Below are 15586 nucleotides of genomic sequence, written 5' to 3' on the forward strand. Positions count from 1 at the left end.
GCTTTTTGTTCGAACTCATCGGCATAGACTCCTCTCCAACGCTTATCGGTTGAGGAGTCCTGGACATGGGTTTGTTAGTTGAAGGTCGCTGGCAAGACAAGTGGTATGAAAGCAGCAAGGACGGCGCGTTCCAACGTGAGCAGGCGCAACGTCGCAACTGGGTGACTGCCGACGGCCAGCCTGGCCCGAGCGGCGTCGGTGGCTTTGCCGCCGAGCCCGGGCGCTATCACCTGTACGTTTCCCTCGCCTGTCCGTGGGCTCATCGCACGTTGATCCTGCGCAAACTCAAAGGCCTCGAAAACCTGATCGATGTGTCGGTGGTCAGTTGGCTGATGCTGGAAAACGGCTGGACGTTCGACAAGGCTCTGGGTTCGACCGGTGACAAGCTCGACGGCCTGACCTTCCTGCACCAGCGCTACACCGCCGATGCCGTCGATTACAGCGGTCGCGTCACCGTGCCGGTGCTCTGGGACAAACAGCGTCAGCACATCGTCAACAATGAATCATCGGAAATCATCCGCATGTTCAATGGCGCCTTCGACGAGCTGACCGGCAATGACCTGGATTTTTACCCGGCACCGTTGCGCAGTGAGATCGACGCGCTTAACGAACGGATTTATCCGGCGGTGAACAACGGCGTGTACCGTGCAGGGTTCGCCACTTCTCAGCAGGCCTATGAACAGGCGTTCGACGAGTTGTTTGCCGAACTGGACCGACTGGAACAGTTGCTGGGCGCCAACCGCTATCTGGCCGGTGAGTACCTGACCGAGGCTGATATCCGCCTGTTCACCACGCTGATTCGTTTTGATGCGGTGTATTACGGCCACTTCAAGTGCAACCTGCAGCGCATTGCCGATTATCCGAACCTGTCGAACTGGTTGCGGGAGATTTATCAGTGGCCAGGAATCGCCGAGACGGTGGATTTCACCCACATCAAGAACCACTACTACGGCAGCCACAAGACCATCAATCCGACCGGGATCGTGCCCAAAGGCCCGGCGCAGGATTTCACAGCACCGCATGATCGCGAGCGGTTGAGCGGGAAAGGGGTTTGGCGCAAGGCCTGAGATTCAGATCGTTCCCACGCTCGCGTGGGAACGCCGCCGGGGACGCTCCGCGTTTCGCTTCTGGAGGTGACGCAGAGCGTCACTGGATGCATTCCCACGCAGAGCGTGGGAACGATCCAAAAAGGCCCGGCGCAGGATTTCACAGCACCGCATGATCGCGAGCGGTTGAKYGGKAAAGGGGTTTGGCGCARGGCCTGAGATTCAGATCGTTCCCACGCTCCGCGTGGGAACGCCGCCGGGGACGCTCCGCGTTTCGCTTCTGGAGGTGACGCAGAGCGTCACTGGATGCATTCCCACGCAGAGCGTGGGAACGCCGCCGGGGACGCTCCGCGTTTCGCTTCTGGAGGTGACGCAGAGCGTCACTGGATGCATTCCCACGCAGAGCGTGGGAACGATCCAAGGCCCCATCGCTGGCAAGCCAGCTCCCACAGTGATCTATGTGATGTTGAAGCTTGTCGTTTCAACACAAAACCTGTGGGAGCTGGCTTGCCAGCGATCGGGACACCCGGGTCTCAGAGTTGCCCCTGAGCCCCTTCGAACCACGCCAGTTTCTCCCGAAGTTGCACCACTTCACCAACGATCACCAAGGTCGGTGCATGGACTTCATGCTCCGCCACCAACCGTGGCAAGTCGGCCAGTGTGCCGGTAAACACCCGCTGATTGACCGTGGTGCCCTGTTGAATCAGCGCTGCCGGGGTATCTTTGCTGCGACCATGCTTGATCAACTCTTCGCAAATGATCGGCAAGCCCACCAGGCCCATGTAGAACACCAGGGTTTGCGCGGGCGCGACGAGGTCGGCCCACGGCAAATCGGTAGAGCCGTCCTTCAAGTGACCGGTAACAAACCGTACCGATTGCGCATAATCGCGGTGGGTCAGCGGGATCCCGGCATAAGCTGCGCAACCACTGGCCGCCGTGATTCCTGGCACAACCTGGAACGGGATGCCTTGGGCGGCCAGCTCTTCGATCTCTTCACCGCCACGACCGAAGATGAACGGATCACCGCCCTTCAGTCGCACCACGCGCTTGCCCTGCTTTGCCAAATCCACCAATTGCTGGTTGATCTGGTCCTGCGGTACGGCGTGATCGGCGCGACGCTTGCCGACGTACACCCGCTCGGCATCGCGACGGCACAGTTCGAGAATCGCCGGCGCCACCAGGCGGTCGTATAGCACTACATCGGCTTGCTGCATCAAGCGCAAGGCGCGGAACGTCAGCAGGTCGGGATCACCCGGCCCGGCCCCCACCAGATACACCTCACCGGTGGCCACTGGCGCTTCACCATCGATCTTGGCTTGCAGCAGGCGCTCGGCTTCACCGCCCTGCCCGGCCAGTTGACGATCGGCAATCGGTCCCTGGAAAACCTCCTCCCAGAACGCGCGACGCTGCTGCACATCCGGAAACAGCTTTTTAACCTGATGGCGAAAACGCGCCGCGAGCCCCGCGAGCTGACCGTAGGTGGAAGGAATCCAGGTTTCGATCTTCGCCCGGATCAACCGCGCCAGCACCGGCGCATCGCCGCCGCTGGACACGGCGATGATCAATGGCGAACGATCGACAATCGCCGGGAAGATCACGCTGCACAGCGCTGGCGCATCCACCACGTTGACCGGCACGCAACGCCGATGCGCATCGGCGGAGACCTGTGCGTTCAGCACTTGGTCGTCAGTGGCGGCAATGATCAGCCCGCAACCGTCCAGATCCGCTTCGACATAGCCACGCACCAGGCACTCGCCGCCACTGGCGGCAACCAGTTCGCGCAATTGCTGTTCGATTTCAGGTGCAACCACCCGCAGCAGCGCACCGGCATCGGCCAGCAGGCGGGATTTGCGCAAGGCAATTTCCCCCCCGCCGACGACCAACACACGACTGCCGCGAAGGTTGTGAAACAGCGGCAGATAGTTCATTCAGCCGATTACCTCAAGGCCACCCATGTAAGGCTTGAGCACTTCAGGCACGCGGATCGAACCGTCGGCCTGCTGGTAGTTCTCAAGAACCGCAACCAACGTACGACCCACAGCCAGGCCGGAACCATTCAAGGTGTGCACCAGTTCAGGCTTGCCGGTTTCCGGATTACGGAAACGGGCTTGCATGCGACGGGCCTGGAAATCGCCGCAGTTGGAGCACGAGGAAATTTCACGGTACTTGTCCTGGCTCGGGATCCACACTTCCAGGTCGTAAGTCTTGACCGCGCTGAAGCCCATGTCGCCGGTACACAGCGCCAGGGTGCGGTAAGGCAGTTCGAGCAGTTGCAGGACTTTTTCAGCGTTGGCGGTCAGGCCTTCCAGCGCTTCCATCGACTTCGACGGCTCGACGATCTGCACCATTTCAACCTTGTCGAACTGGTGCTGGCGGATCATGCCGCGAGTGTCACGGCCCGACGCACCGGCTTCACTGCGGAAGCAAGGTGTGTGGGCGACGAATTTGATCGGCAGTTGCTTGGCGTCGACGATCTCACCGGCAACGATGTTGGTCAGCGACACTTCAGCGGTAGGGATCAAGTACAGGTCGGCTTCGCCTTCACGAGCGATCTTGAACAGGTCCTCTTCGAATTTCGGCAACTGGCCGGTGCCTTGCAGCGCCGGAGCCTGGACCAGATAAGGCGTGTAAGCCTCTTCGTAACCGTGCTCGGTGACGTGCAGGTTGATCATGAACTGCGCCAGGGCGCGATGCAGACGGGCAATCGGGCCACGCAGCAGGGCGAAACGAGCGCCGGACAGCTTGGCGGCGGTTTCGAAGTCCAGCCAGCCGAACTTCTCGCCCAGGGCTACGTGGTCCTGAACCGGGAAATCGAAGGCAGTCGGGGTGCCCCAACGGCGTACTTCGACGTTGCCGTCTTCATCTTCACCGACCGGCACCGATTCGTGCGGCAGGTTGGGGATACCCAGCAGGATCGAGTCCAATTCGGTCTGGATCGAGTCCAGTTCGACTTTGCCGGCGCTCAATTCACCCGCCATGCGCTCGACGTCCGCCATCAGCGGCGCGATGTCTTCGCCGCGCTGTTTGGCCTGACCGATGGATTTGGAGCGCGCGTTACGTTCGGCCTGCAGTGCTTCGGTGCGGGTCTGGACGGTCTTGCGCTGTTCTTCCAGCGCTTCGATGCGCGCGACATCCAGGGCATAGCCACGGGAAGCCAGGCGGTCCGCTACGTCCTGAAGGTTGCTACGTAACAGTTTGGAATCGAGCATGTCGGTCTCTCGTTATCAAAGTTTGGTCAAGGACAGGCCGGCCCAGGTGGCGAGCAGCCCGCCGAATACGCTGATGGCCGCATAGCCCAGGGCCAGCGGCACTTGCCCGCTTTCCAGCAAGCGCACCGTATCCAGTGAAAAGGATGAAAAAGTCGTCAGCCCTCCGAGGAAGCCGACGATCAACCCGGCACGCACCTCGATGGGCACCTCCGGGCGAATCAAAAACAGACCGTATAGAACGCCGATCAGCAAACAGCCCACGATATTAACGGCCAGCGTCGCGGTATAGAAGTGCCGCGGCCAATTAGCGTTGATCCAGTTACCCGTAGCGAAGCGCAACAGCGTGCCGGCGATCCCGCCGACGGAAACCGCGATTATCAATGGGATCACTATTTTCTCCGCTGCCTGGGGCTTAAACGGTCGAGTTTCGCCAGATGACTGAGCTTTTCGCCGATTTTCAGCTCAAGGCCCCGGGGCACCGGCTGATAGAACGGAATAGGGTCGAGTTCTTCCGGGAAATAGTCTTCCCCGGCGGCGTAGGCGTCGGGTTCGTCGTGGGCATAACGGTACTCGTCGCCGTAGCCCAATTGCTTCATCAGTTTGGTCGGCGCGTTGCGCAGGTGCAGCGGCACTTCCAGCGAACCGTGTTCGGCAGCCGCGCGCAATGCGCTCTTGAAACCCATGTACACCGCGTTGCTCTTAGGCGCGCAGGCAAGATAAGTGATGGCCTGGGCCACCGCCAATTCACCTTCGGGACTGCCAAGCCGCTCCTGCACTTCCCACGCCGCCAGGCACAGGCTCAGCGCGCGCGGGTCGGCATTGCCGATGTCTTCGCTGGCCATGCGCACCACGCGCCGGGCCAGGTACAACGGATCGCAACCGCCGTCGATCATGCGCGCGAACCAATACAAGGCGCCGTCGGGATTGGAGCCGCGCACCGACTTATGCAGCGCGGAGATCTGGTCGTAGAACGCTTCACCGCCCTTGTCGAAGCGCCGACGTGTGTCGCCGAGCAGGCTTTGCAGCAGATCGGTGCCGATTTCGCTATTGTCTTCTGCCAGGTCGGAGGCGTTTTCCAGCAGATTGAGCAGACGCCGGCCATCGCCGTCAGCGGCCGACAACAACATCTGGAAGCCTTCATCACTGAGGGTCAGGTTGCGCTTGCCCAGGCCGCGTTCTTCGGTCAGTGCGCGGTGCACCAATTTGCGCAGCGCGGTTTCGTCGAGGCTTTTCAGCACATAGACGCGCGCGCGCGAAAGCAATGCGTTATTGAGTTCGAACGAAGGGTTTTCGGTGGTTGCACCGATGAAAATCAACGTGCCGTCTTCGACGTACGGCAGGAACGCATCCTGCTGGGACTTGTTGAAACGGTGCACTTCGTCAACGAACAGAATCGTGCGGCGGCCGTACTGCGCGGCCTGCTGCTTGGCGATTTCCACCGCCTGACGGATTTCCTTGACCCCGGCCAGCACGGCCGACACCGTTTCGAAGTGCGCCTCCGAGACTTCTGCCAGCAACCGCGCCAGCGTGGTTTTACCGACCCCTGGCGGCCCCCAGAAAATCATCGAGTGCAGGGCACCCTGCTCCAGGGCTTCGCGCAAAGGCTTGCCGCGAGCGAGCACGTGTTCCTGACCGACGTACTCATCCAGATTGGTCGCACGCAAACGGGCGGCCAAGGGCTGAGCGATCGGGGCACTGCGAAACAGGTCCATCACGTACTGTTAAAACCTCGCTTTTATTACGTAGTTCTCAAGTCTGACGAAATCCTGTGGCGAGGGAGCTCGCTCCCGCTGGGGCGCGAAGCCCCCCCAAAATGGGACTGCTGCGCAGTCCAGCGGGAGCAAGCTCCCTCGCCACACAAGCCCGCTCCCACAGGTTATGCGTCTTACTCCTGGATCACGTCCGCCCCTTTAGGGATGTCGAACTTGAATTTCGAAGCCGGGATCGGCTCGTTGGCCTTCACACCGGTAAACAGGATATTGGTGCGCTGGCCGACGCTGTCGATCAGTTGCATGTCATTGACCAAGCCGTTGCGGAACGACAAACGCAGGTTGTCGAACAGCGTGTCCTTGGTTTTCGGCTTCAGGGTGAAGTCAATCACCCCGCCGGCTTCCTTGGCGCTGATGTCAAAGCTCTGGCTGATCTTCGACACGTCACCGGACAACAGCAACGCCGGGGTCTGAGTCAGTCGCTGATCGAGGTTCTTGATGGTGACCTGCTCCAGATCCGGGTCCCAAAGGGTGACCTTCTTGCCATCGGAAACCATCAACTGTTCTTGCGGCGCGTCGGTGTGCCAGTAGAACAGGCCCGGGCGTTGCAGGGACATTTGACCTGCGGTTTCCTGCAACTGGGTGCCGCTGCCATCGAGGGTCAGCTGGGAGAAACGTGCGGTCAGGGTCTGGGATTTTTCCAGCAATTGAGTCAGGCGCGCCACGTCCTTGTCATCGGCGTGAGCCTGCAGCGTGGTCAAGGCCAGTACCGGTAGCAACAGCATGCGGATCAGACGCATGGGAGTCCTCATAACATTCGTGGGAGTGCGGGCGGCGCCTCGGGACGCCGCCCCTTTTCAATCTCGGATCAGTCGCGTACCGGGCCAGGGGCCAGGACTTCACGCGAACCGTTGGTATTCATGGACGTCACGACACCGGCCATTTCCATGGCTTCGATCATGCGCGCTGCGCGGTTGTAGCCGATTTTCAGTTTACGCTGAACCGCGGAAATGGAGGCACGGCGGCTTTCCAGAACGAACTGCACCGCTTCGTCATATAACGCATCGGCCTCGGGATCATCACCGTCGCCACCACCGCTGCTGCCTTCAAAGCCACTGCCGGCCTCTTCGACACCGTTGAGGATGTCGTCGTTGTACTCCGGCGCGCCACGCAGCTTCCAGGCCTCGACCACGCGATGAACCTCGTCGTCGGAAACGAAAGCACCGTGGACACGGATCGGCAGGCTGGTACCCGGCGGCATGTACAGCATGTCACCGTGACCCAGCAGTTGTTCGGCGCCGCCCTGGTCGATGATGGTCCGGGAGTCGATCTTGCTCGACACCTGGAACGCCATACGGGTCGGAATGTTGGCCTTGATCAGGCCGGTGATCACGTCAACCGACGGACGCTGGGTCGCGAGGATCAGGTGGATGCCGGCAGCACGCGCCTTCTGGGCGATACGCGCGATCAGTTCTTCCACCTTCTTGCCGACGATCATCATCATGTCGGCGAATTCGTCGACCACCACCACGATGGTCGGCAGCTTTTGCAGCAGCGGCGCTTCATCATGGATGCTTTCGCGCTTGTACAGCGGATCGCTCAACGGCTCGCCAGCGTCCTGGGCTTCCTTGACCTTGGCATTGAAGCCAGACAGGTTGCGCACGCCCATTTTCGCCATCAGTTTGTAGCGTCGCTCCATCTCGGCAACGCTCCAGCGCAGGGCGTTCGCGGCGTCCTTCATGTCGGTGACCACCGGACACAGCAGGTGCGGAATGCCCTCGTAGATCGACAGTTCGAGCATTTTCGGGTCGATCATGATCAGTTTGGCGTCTTCCGGGCCGGACTTGAACAGAATCGACAGGATCATCGCGTTCACACCCACCGACTTACCGGAACCGGTGGTACCGGCCACCAGCAGGTGCGGCATCTTCGCCAGGTCAGTGATGACCGGCTTGCCGCCGATGTCATGACCCAGTGCCAGTGTGACCGGCGATTTGAAGTTGTCGTACTCGGGAGTCGACAGCACTTCGGAGAAGCGCACGATCTGCCGGTCTTCGTTGGGAATCTCGATACCGACCGTGGTCTTGCCCGGAATCACTTCCACCACCCGCACGCTGGTCACGGCCAGGGAACGTGCCAGGTCCTTGGCGAGGTTGGCGATGCGGCTGACCTTGACCCCGGCCGCCGGCTGAATTTCGTAACGGGTGATCACCGGCCCAGGGTGGATCGAATCCACAGTGACTTCGACGCCGAATTCCTTGAGCTTGATTTCCAGCAAATGGCCGACCGCGGCCAGGGATTCCGGCGAATAATTGAGTTGTTTCTTTTCCGCGGGATCAAGAATCGAAATCGGCGGCAAGGTGCCTTCCACCGCACTGTCGACGAACAGCGGCGCCTGTTTCTCTTTCTCGACGCGCTTGCTCGGGGCTGGTGGCTTGACCGGCGCCGGCGCAATCACCGGCGGCACCTGTTTCTCACGCTCGGACATGTGCTTGCTCAGGGCTTGCTCACGCTCGATCAAGCGTTCCTTGACCTTGGCCTGTTCGCGTTTATCGGTGACGGTTGGCGCGACCACGTCGTGCACGCGGTCGTCGACTTCACGCAATTGCGCCACCAGTTGCTTGCGCTCGGTACGGGCCGCCCACCAGCGGTTGGCTGCGCCCTGGAACAGCTCGAAGAGGTCGAGCGTGATCTTGCCGGTGACGTCCATCACCTTGAACCACGACAAATCGGTGAAAACGGTCAGGCCGAACAGGAACAGGGCAATGAACAGCAGCGTGCTGCCCTGAATGTTCAAGGCGTTTTTCGCCAGATCACCCAGGCTTTCGCCCAGCGCACCGCCAGCACCGGCCGGCAGACCGGTCGCCGCGTGGAAATGGATATGGGCAAGCGCAGCACCGGACAACACCAGAAATACCAGCCCGATCAGGCGCCAGGAGAACAGCCAGCCGCTCCACTGCCACGGCTCGTGACGTTGGCGGAAGATCTGGTAGGCCTTGATCGCCAGCAACAGGGGGAAGATGTAGGCGAAGTAACCGAGCACCATGAACAGGATATCGGCGCTGTAGGAGCCCGCCGGACCACCGAAATTCTGCACATCGTCGATCTTGCTGTTATGGCTCCAGCCCGGATCGTCCTTGCCGTAGGTCAGCAAGGCCATCATCAGAAACAGGCACAACGCGCCAATGGCGATCAATGCACCTTCCTTGAGGCGGTAGTGCAATTGCTGACGCCAGAGCGGCACGACTGTTTTAGGTGCTTCGGTGGATTTCTTCAAAACGCTACTATTCCTGCGCCCAAGGCGCGTCCATCTGTTGATTGACTATTAAAAACTGCCCAATCCAGGCAGGTAAAAAAGTTGACAGCCATAACTCAGACTACTTTTAACACTGCGTTCCGGTTTTTATAAACACGAAACGTCCTGCTTATTTTGTTACAAACGCTGTTACAGCCAGGCATTGTACGGGTTTGTACGCTTGATGCCATGCTTGTGATCCTAGGGTGTAGCATAGTCAACAGCACATCACGTGCGACTCAATTTGAGCATGCATTGTCTTTTGTGACAAAGGCTTATGAGGTGTTTTTATGAGCGAAGCGAAGCATCACCGCCTGATCATCCTGGGTTCCGGCCCCGCCGGTTACAGCGCAGCCGTGTATGCCGCCCGCGCCAACCTCAAACCCGTTGTCATTACCGGCATACAGGCCGGTGGCCAGCTCACTACCACCGTGGAAGTCGATAACTGGCCAGGCGATGTCGAAGGCCTCACCGGCCCGGTGTTGATGGACCGCATGCAAAAACACGCCGAGCGCTTTGCCACAGAGATCGTGTACGACCACATCCATACTGCCAAGTTGCAACAGCGCCCGTTCGAACTGACTGGCGACAGCGGCACCTACACGTGTGACGCGCTGATTATCGCTACCGGCGCTTCCGCGCAATACCTGGGGTTGGCGTCGGAAGAAACGTTTGCCGGCAAAGGCGTTTCCGCCTGCGCGACCTGCGACGGGTTCTTCTATCGCAATCAAGTGGTCGCAGTGATTGGTGGCGGCAATACCGCGGTTGAAGAAGCGCTTTACCTGTCGAACATTGCCAAGGAAGTTCATCTGATACACCGGCGGGACAAGTTGCGTTCTGAGAAAATCCTCCAGGACAAACTCTTCGAGAAAGCCGCCAACGGCAATATTCGCCTGCACTGGAACCAGAACCTCGATGAGGTACTGGGTGACGCCACTGGCGTGACCGGCGCCCGCCTGCGCGATAGCCATACGGGTGAACTCAAGGAACTGGCAGTGGCCGGGGTGTTCATCGCCATCGGCCACAAACCCAATACCGACCTGTTCGTCGGCCAACTGGAAATGCGCGACGGTTACCTGCTGGTCAAGGGTGGCAGTGATGGCGATGCCACGGCGACCGCCATTGCGGGCGTGTTTGCCGCTGGTGACGTGGCCGACCACGTCTATCGCCAGGCCGTGACTTCCGCAGGGGCTGGCTGCATGGCTGCACTGGACGCGGAAAAATACCTCGACGACATTCCCGTCGTTTAACGGCACACTTCACGGCGGGCCGAGAGCCCGCCACCGCCCTCCCCTTCTGCAAGCCCGAACGCCATGCTGACTTGGTTACAACGCAACACCCTGACTTTCCCGCCACTGGAAAAGGCCATGCGTGACCCCAACGGGTTGCTGGCGGCCGGTGGCGACCTGTCTGCCGACCGGCTGATCCAGGCATATCGTCACGGCTGTTTCCCATGGTTCTCGGAAGGCCAACCGATCCTCTGGTGGTCACCCGACCCACGCACAGTTTTATTTCCCGACGAACTGCACGTATCCCGCAGCCTTGGCAAATTGCTGCGCCAACAACGCTATCAGGTGACCTTCGATCGGGATTTCGCCGCCGTTATCCGGGCGTGCGCTGCCCCCAGGGAATACGCCGATGGCACCTGGATTACCGATGCCATGCAGGACGCCTACATTGAACTGCACCGTCGCGGGTTCGCCCACTCGGTGGAAGTCTGGGACCAGCAAGAACTGGTTGGCGGATTGTACGGTTTGGCGATGGGCCAGATGTTTTTCGGCGAATCGATGTTCAGCCGCGCCGACAACGCCTCCAAATTTGGTTTTGCCACATTGGTGCAACATCTGAAAGACTCCGGCTTTGTCTTGATCGACTGCCAGATGCCGACCGATCATCTGCACAGCCTTGGCGCGCGGGCAATTCCCCGCAGCGCATTTGCCGGTTATCTGGCGCAATATCTGGATCGACCCAGCCGCGCAACCTGGGTTTGCTGAGCGACTTTTGCGCGCGTGGCTTACACTTAATCGAAAGCATTATCCCGAGGGTTGATCATGACCGAGTTGGCGCGCCTGAAGTTCTATGCCACTCAGCCCCACTCTTGCAGCTATCTGCCTGAGGAGCAGGCCACGACCCTGTTCCTTGACCCTAGCCAGCCCATGGATGTGCATGTCTATGCAGACCTGTCGGAAATGGGTTTCCGTCGCAGTGGCGATCACCTCTACCGGCCACATTGCCAGAACTGCAATGCGTGCGTGCCTGCGCGCATTCCCGTAGGGCAATTCACGCCCAATCGTCAGCAGAAACGCATTTTCAAACGCAACGCCGATCTGCAGGTGCGCCCGGCCAAACCCGGGTTCAGTGAAGAGTATTTCGATCTCTATCAACGGTACATCGAAGAGCGACATGCCGATGGCGACATGTATCCGCCCAGCCGCGATCAATTTTCTACGTTCCTGGTGCGTGACCTGCCGTTTTCGCGTTTCTATGAATTTCGTCTCGACGGACGGTTGCTGGCGATCGCGGTGACCGACCTGCTGCCAAACGGCCTGTCGGCGGTTTACACCTTCTATGAGCCTGCCGAAGAACGACGCAGCCTGGGGCGTTATGCGATCCTCTGGCAAATCGCCGAGGCCCGGCGCCTGGGGCTGGATGCGGTCTACCTGGGCTACTGGATCAAAAACTGCAAAAAAATGAGCTACAAGACCCAATATCGCCCAATAGAGCTGCTGGTTAACCAGCGCTGGGTCGTTCTGAACTAGAGCACACCCTAAACCCCTTGGCTTGACCCCCACTTTTCGGGCACAATGCACGCCGCTTTTGCCTGGCGCAGTTGCACCGGGCCATTCACTGGACACCGAGGGCTTTACTGCATGTCGAAAGAAGACAGCTTCGAAATGGAAGGCACTGTCGTCGACACCCTGCCCAACACCATGTTTCGCGTGGAGTTGGAAAATGGGCACGTCGTAACCGCGCATATTTCCGGCAAGATGCGCAAGAACTACATCCGTATTCTTACCGGTGACAAAGTGCGCGTCGAGCTGACGCCCTATGACTTGAGCAAAGGGCGCATCACTTACCGCGCTCGCTAATCAAGTCAATACAAAACGCCCGGCTTATGCCGGGCGTTTTTGTTTGCGGATCGTTCCCACGCTCTGCGTGGGAATGCCTCAACGGACGCTCTGCGTTCGGCTTTTGAAGGGACGCGGAGCGTCCCGGGCTGCATGCCCACGCGGAGCATGGGAACGATCAATAGCAGAAAGGCGCCAATTGGCGCCTTTCTGCTTTGTTGCGGTTAACGTCAGGCCATTTCAGCCGTGGTTTGTTTGCGGATCGTTCCCACGCTCTGCGTGGGAATGCCTCAACGGACGCTCTGCGTTCGGCTTTTGAAGGGATGCGGAGCGTCCCGGGCTGCATGCCCACGCGGAGCATGGGAGCGATCAATAGCAGAAAGGCGCCAATTGGCGCCTTTCTGCTTTGTTGCGGTTAACGTCAGGCCATTTCAGCCGTGGTCTCGAACTCGAAGGTCAGTTCGCCGTCCTTGATGTCGATGTGCACCACACCGCCATGTTCGGCCAGTTCGCCAAAGAGAATCTCCTCCGCCAGCGGACGCTTGATCTTGTCCTGGATCAGGCGAGCCATTGGTCGAGCACCCATTGCCGAGTCGTAACCACCGGCCGCCAGCCAGCTGCGGGCCGCATCGGTGACTTCCAGCAATACACGCTTGTCTTCCAGCTGCGCCTGGAGTTCGGTAAGGAACTTGTCCACCACACTCTTGATGACCTCATGACTGAGGCGACCAAACTGGATAATGGTGTCCAGACGGTTGCGGAACTCTGGCGTAAAGCTCTTCTTGATCACTTCCATCGCATCGGAAGAGTGGTCCTGATGAGTGAAACCGATCGAAGCACGTGCGGCAGTTTCGGCACCGGCGTTGGTCGTCATGATGACGATCACGTTACGGAAGTCCGCTTTGCGCCCGTTGTTATCGGTCAGCGTACCGTGATCCATCACCTGCAACAGCAAGTTGAAGACTTCCGGATGCGCCTTTTCGATTTCATCAAGCAACAGCACGCAGTGTGGCTGCTTGGTAATTGCTTCGGTCAGCAGGCCGCCCTGATCAAACCCGACATAGCCAGGAGGTGCACCGATCAGACGCGATACGGTGTGTCGCTCCATGTACTCGGACATGTCGAAACGAATCAGCTCGACACCCAATGCCTTGGCCAGTTGGCGCGCTGCTTCGGTTTTACCGACACCAGTCGGCCCGGCGAACAGGAACGAACCGACAGGCTTGTCAGGCGACTTGAGGCCGGCACGGGAGAGCTTGATCGCGGTTGCCAGCGAGTCGATCGCCGCATCCTGGCCAAACACCGTCAGCTTCAGGTCACGCTCAAGGTTACGCAGCAGCTCCTTGTCGGAACTGGTGACGTGCTTTGGCGGAATCCGCGCGATTTTCGCAACGATGTCCTCGACCTGAGGCACTTCGATGCGCTTCACCCGCTTCTCGATCGGTTGCAGGCGCTGGAAGGCTCCCGCCTCGTCGATCACGTCGATCGCCTTGTCCGGCATATGACGGTCATTGATATAACGCGAAGCCAGTTCGGCAGCGGCACGCAAGGCTTCATCACTGTATTCGATATTGTGATGAGTCTCGAAACGCCCTTTCAGGCCACGCAGAATACCAATGGTGTCTTCCACCGAAGGCTCCGACACGTCCACCTTTTGGAAGCGCCGTGCCAATGCTCGGTCCTTCTCGAAAATCCCACGGAATTCCTGGAAGGTGGTCGAACCGATGCACCGGATATCACCGGACGACAGCAACGGCTTGAGCAGGTTCGAAGCATCCATCACGCCACCGGACGCGGCACCCGCACCGATGATGGTGTGGATTTCGTCGATGAACAGGATCGCCTGCGGACGTTTTTTCAGTTCATTGAGCAACGCCTTGAAGCGCTTCTCGAAATCACCACGGTATTTGGTCCCGGCCAGCAGCGCGCCGAGATCAAGGGAGTAAACCACGCTGTTGGCCAGCAGGTCCGGAACCTGGTTGTCGACAATACGCTTGGCCAGGCCTTCGGCGATCGCGGTTTTACCCACGCCAGCCTCGCCCACCAGCAGCGGATTGTTTTTGCGACGACGCGCCAGGATCTGCGCGACGCGTTCGACTTCCAGCTCACGGCCTACCAACGGATCGATTCGACCCTGGCGCGCGAGTTCATTGAGGTTGCTGGCATAAGCATCCAGAGGATTGCCTGAAGAAGAAGACTCACCGCCCTCGTCGTCCTGCATATCTTGCTCACCTTCAGAGTGATCGCCGTGCCCGGGCACCTTGGAAATGCCGTGGGCGATGTAGTTGACGACATCAATGCGGGCAACGCTCTGCTGTTTCAGCAGGAACACCGCCTGACTTTCTTGCTCACTGAAGATCGCGACCAGCACGTTGGCGCCAGTCACTTCACGCTTGCCCGAGCTCTGTACGTGAAACACAGCACGTTGCAGTACACGCTGGAAGCCCAGGGTTGGCTGGGTTTCACGATCTTCGTCATGCACGGGGATCAATGGCGTGGTGGAGTCGATGAACTCCTGCAGGTCATGCTTGAGTTTGTCGAGGTTTGCGCCGCACGCACGCAAAACGGTGGCGGCAGCCTCATTGTCCAATAGGGCCAGCAGAAGATGTTCGACGGTCATGAACTCATGACGCTTCGAACGAGCCTCCTTGAAGGCAAGATTGAGGGTGACTTCGAGCTCGCGGTTTAACATAGCTTCACCTCATACCCAAGTGGTCGGCGATTAACCGTCCTTCTCGATTTCACAGAGTAGCGGATGCTGGCTTTCCCTGGCGTACTGGTTGACCTGCATGGCCTTCGTCTCGGCGATGTCGCGGGTAAACACTCCACATACTGCCCGTCCTTCTGTATGAACGGCCAGCATGACCTTGGTCGCCAGCTCGCGATTCAGGTTAAAAAACACCTCGAGCACTTCGACGACGAAATCCATCGGTGTGTAGTCATCGTTGAACAAAACCACCTTGTACATCGGCGGCGCCTGTAAAGCAGGCTTGGCCTCCTGAACAGCAATGCCTGCGGAATCGTCGTCGTGTAAATCAGGGCGATCCTGATTGAATGTTAGTCGAATCTGGCTGATTGCATGCATGGAAAGAAAGGTTCGTCAGTTGTTCGAATACAGTGGTGGGGGCGGCTATCAGCGTTTTCAACTCCGACTGCCGGGTCAGCTTGACTATCGGCAAAAGGGTGTTACAAACAATAGAGCCCACAGTGGGTAAAAAAGGTCCGCGGAGTCAACTTTTTTCGAAGAAGTGACTGCGGA

General features: G+C 59.1%; 13 protein-coding genes. 5 read left to right on the forward strand and 8 right to left on the reverse strand.

The window, feature by feature from the left end:
* Positions 1-65: 65 nt before the first annotated feature.
* Positions 66-1067: a glutathione S-transferase family protein gene (locus ASD60_RS14130; RefSeq protein ID WP_056854598.1), complete on the forward strand. Its 1002-nt coding sequence runs from the start codon at positions 66-68 to the stop codon at positions 1065-1067.
* A gap of 512 nt (positions 1068-1579) precedes the next feature.
* Here ASD60_RS14130 and cysG read toward each other — a convergent pair.
* The 6 genes from cysG to ASD60_RS14160 all read right to left on the reverse strand — a co-directional run bounded on the left by cysG (position 1580) and on the right by ASD60_RS14160 (position 9241).
* Positions 1580-2974, reverse strand: a complete 1395-nt coding sequence (cysG, locus tag ASD60_RS14135; protein ID WP_056854599.1) for a siroheme synthase CysG — start codon at positions 2972-2974, stop codon at positions 1580-1582.
* Positions 2975-4255, reverse strand: coding sequence for a serine--tRNA ligase (serS, locus tag ASD60_RS14140; protein WP_056854600.1), 1281 nt, complete (start codon positions 4253-4255; stop codon positions 2975-2977).
* A 15-nt stretch (positions 4256-4270) separates the two neighbouring features.
* The gene (crcB, locus tag ASD60_RS14145) at positions 4271-4645 is read right to left on the reverse strand and encodes a fluoride efflux transporter CrcB (RefSeq protein WP_056854601.1); all 375 of its coding nucleotides are present in this window, start codon (positions 4643-4645) and stop codon (positions 4271-4273) included.
* Positions 4645-5967, reverse strand: coding sequence for a replication-associated recombination protein A (locus ASD60_RS14150; RefSeq protein WP_056854602.1), 1323 nt, complete (start codon positions 5965-5967; stop codon positions 4645-4647). Before ASD60_RS14150 ends, crcB begins: the two co-directional genes overlap by 1 nt.
* Positions 5968-6140: 173 nt before the next feature.
* On the reverse strand, positions 6141-6764 hold the full coding sequence (lolA, locus tag ASD60_RS14155) for an outer membrane lipoprotein chaperone LolA (RefSeq protein WP_056854603.1): 624 nt from the start codon (positions 6762-6764) through the stop codon (positions 6141-6143).
* Positions 6765-6832: 68 nt separating this feature from the next.
* Complete coding sequence (locus ASD60_RS14160) at positions 6833-9241, reverse strand: DNA translocase FtsK (RefSeq protein WP_056854604.1); 2409 nt, start codon at positions 9239-9241, stop codon at positions 6833-6835.
* A gap of 308 nt (positions 9242-9549) precedes the next feature.
* Here ASD60_RS14160 and trxB point away from each other — a divergent pair, with 308 nt between their 5' ends.
* The 4 genes from trxB (at position 9550) to infA (ending at position 12348) form a co-directional block, all read left to right on the forward strand.
* Positions 9550-10509, forward strand: coding sequence for a thioredoxin-disulfide reductase (gene trxB, locus ASD60_RS14165; RefSeq protein ID WP_056854605.1), 960 nt, complete (start codon positions 9550-9552; stop codon positions 10507-10509).
* Positions 10510-10572: 63 nt separating this feature from the next.
* Positions 10573-11253 (forward strand): leucyl/phenylalanyl-tRNA--protein transferase, encoded by a 681-nt coding sequence (gene aat, locus ASD60_RS14170; RefSeq protein ID WP_056854606.1) that lies wholly within the window; start codon positions 10573-10575, stop codon positions 11251-11253.
* Between the two features lie 57 nt (positions 11254-11310).
* Positions 11311-12018, forward strand: coding sequence for an arginyltransferase (locus ASD60_RS14175; RefSeq protein ID WP_056854607.1), 708 nt, complete (start codon positions 11311-11313; stop codon positions 12016-12018).
* A 111-nt stretch (positions 12019-12129) separates the two neighbouring features.
* A complete protein-coding gene (gene infA / locus ASD60_RS14180) occupies positions 12130-12348 on the forward strand; it encodes a translation initiation factor IF-1 (protein WP_002553999.1) in 219 nt (72 codons plus the stop codon).
* 400 nt (positions 12349-12748) lie between these two features.
* Here the strand turns inward: infA and clpA are convergent, their stop codons facing one another.
* Positions 12749-15019 carry an ATP-dependent Clp protease ATP-binding subunit ClpA gene (gene clpA / locus ASD60_RS14185; protein ID WP_056854608.1) on the reverse strand — a complete coding sequence of 757 codons (2271 nt, stop codon included), beginning with the start codon at positions 15017-15019 and terminating at the stop codon, positions 12749-12751.
* 30 nt (positions 15020-15049) lie between these two features.
* Positions 15050-15412: an ATP-dependent Clp protease adapter ClpS gene (gene clpS / locus ASD60_RS14190; RefSeq protein WP_015094394.1), complete on the reverse strand. Its 363-nt coding sequence runs from the start codon at positions 15410-15412 to the stop codon at positions 15050-15052.
* Positions 15413-15586: the final 174 nt, after the last annotated feature.

Origin of the sequence: Pseudomonas sp. Root562 (assembly GCF_001427125.1) — a bacterium.
Lineage (GTDB): Bacteria > Pseudomonadota > Gammaproteobacteria > Pseudomonadales > Pseudomonadaceae > Aquipseudomonas.

What these genes read in the sequence shown, in the direction of transcription:
- ASD60_RS14130 (WP_056854598.1), top strand. Translation starts at nt 66, where the DNA reads ATGGGTTTGTTAGTTGAAGGTCGCTGGCAAGACAAGTGGTATGAAAGC.
- cysG (WP_056854599.1), bottom strand. Translation starts at nt 2,974, where the DNA reads ATGAACTATCTGCCGCTGTTTCACAACCTTCGCGGCAGTCGTGTGTTG.
- serS (WP_056854600.1), bottom strand. Translation starts at nt 4,255, where the DNA reads ATGCTCGATTCCAAACTGTTACGTAGCAACCTTCAGGACGTAGCGGAC.
- ASD60_RS14150 (WP_056854602.1), bottom strand. Translation starts at nt 5,967, where the DNA reads ATGGACCTGTTTCGCAGTGCCCCGATCGCTCAGCCCTTGGCCGCCCGT.
- lolA (WP_056854603.1), bottom strand. Translation starts at nt 6,764, where the DNA reads ATGCGTCTGATCCGCATGCTGTTGCTACCGGTACTGGCCTTGACCACG.
- trxB (WP_056854605.1), top strand. Translation starts at nt 9,550, where the DNA reads ATGAGCGAAGCGAAGCATCACCGCCTGATCATCCTGGGTTCCGGCCCC.
- aat (WP_056854606.1), top strand. Translation starts at nt 10,573, where the DNA reads ATGCTGACTTGGTTACAACGCAACACCCTGACTTTCCCGCCACTGGAA.
- ASD60_RS14175 (WP_056854607.1), top strand. Translation starts at nt 11,311, where the DNA reads ATGACCGAGTTGGCGCGCCTGAAGTTCTATGCCACTCAGCCCCACTCT.
- infA (WP_002553999.1), top strand. Translation starts at nt 12,130, where the DNA reads ATGTCGAAAGAAGACAGCTTCGAAATGGAAGGCACTGTCGTCGACACC.
- clpA (WP_056854608.1), bottom strand. Translation starts at nt 15,019, where the DNA reads ATGTTAAACCGCGAGCTCGAAGTCACCCTCAATCTTGCCTTCAAGGAG.
- clpS (WP_015094394.1), bottom strand. Translation starts at nt 15,412, where the DNA reads ATGCATGCAATCAGCCAGATTCGACTAACATTCAATCAGGATCGCCCT.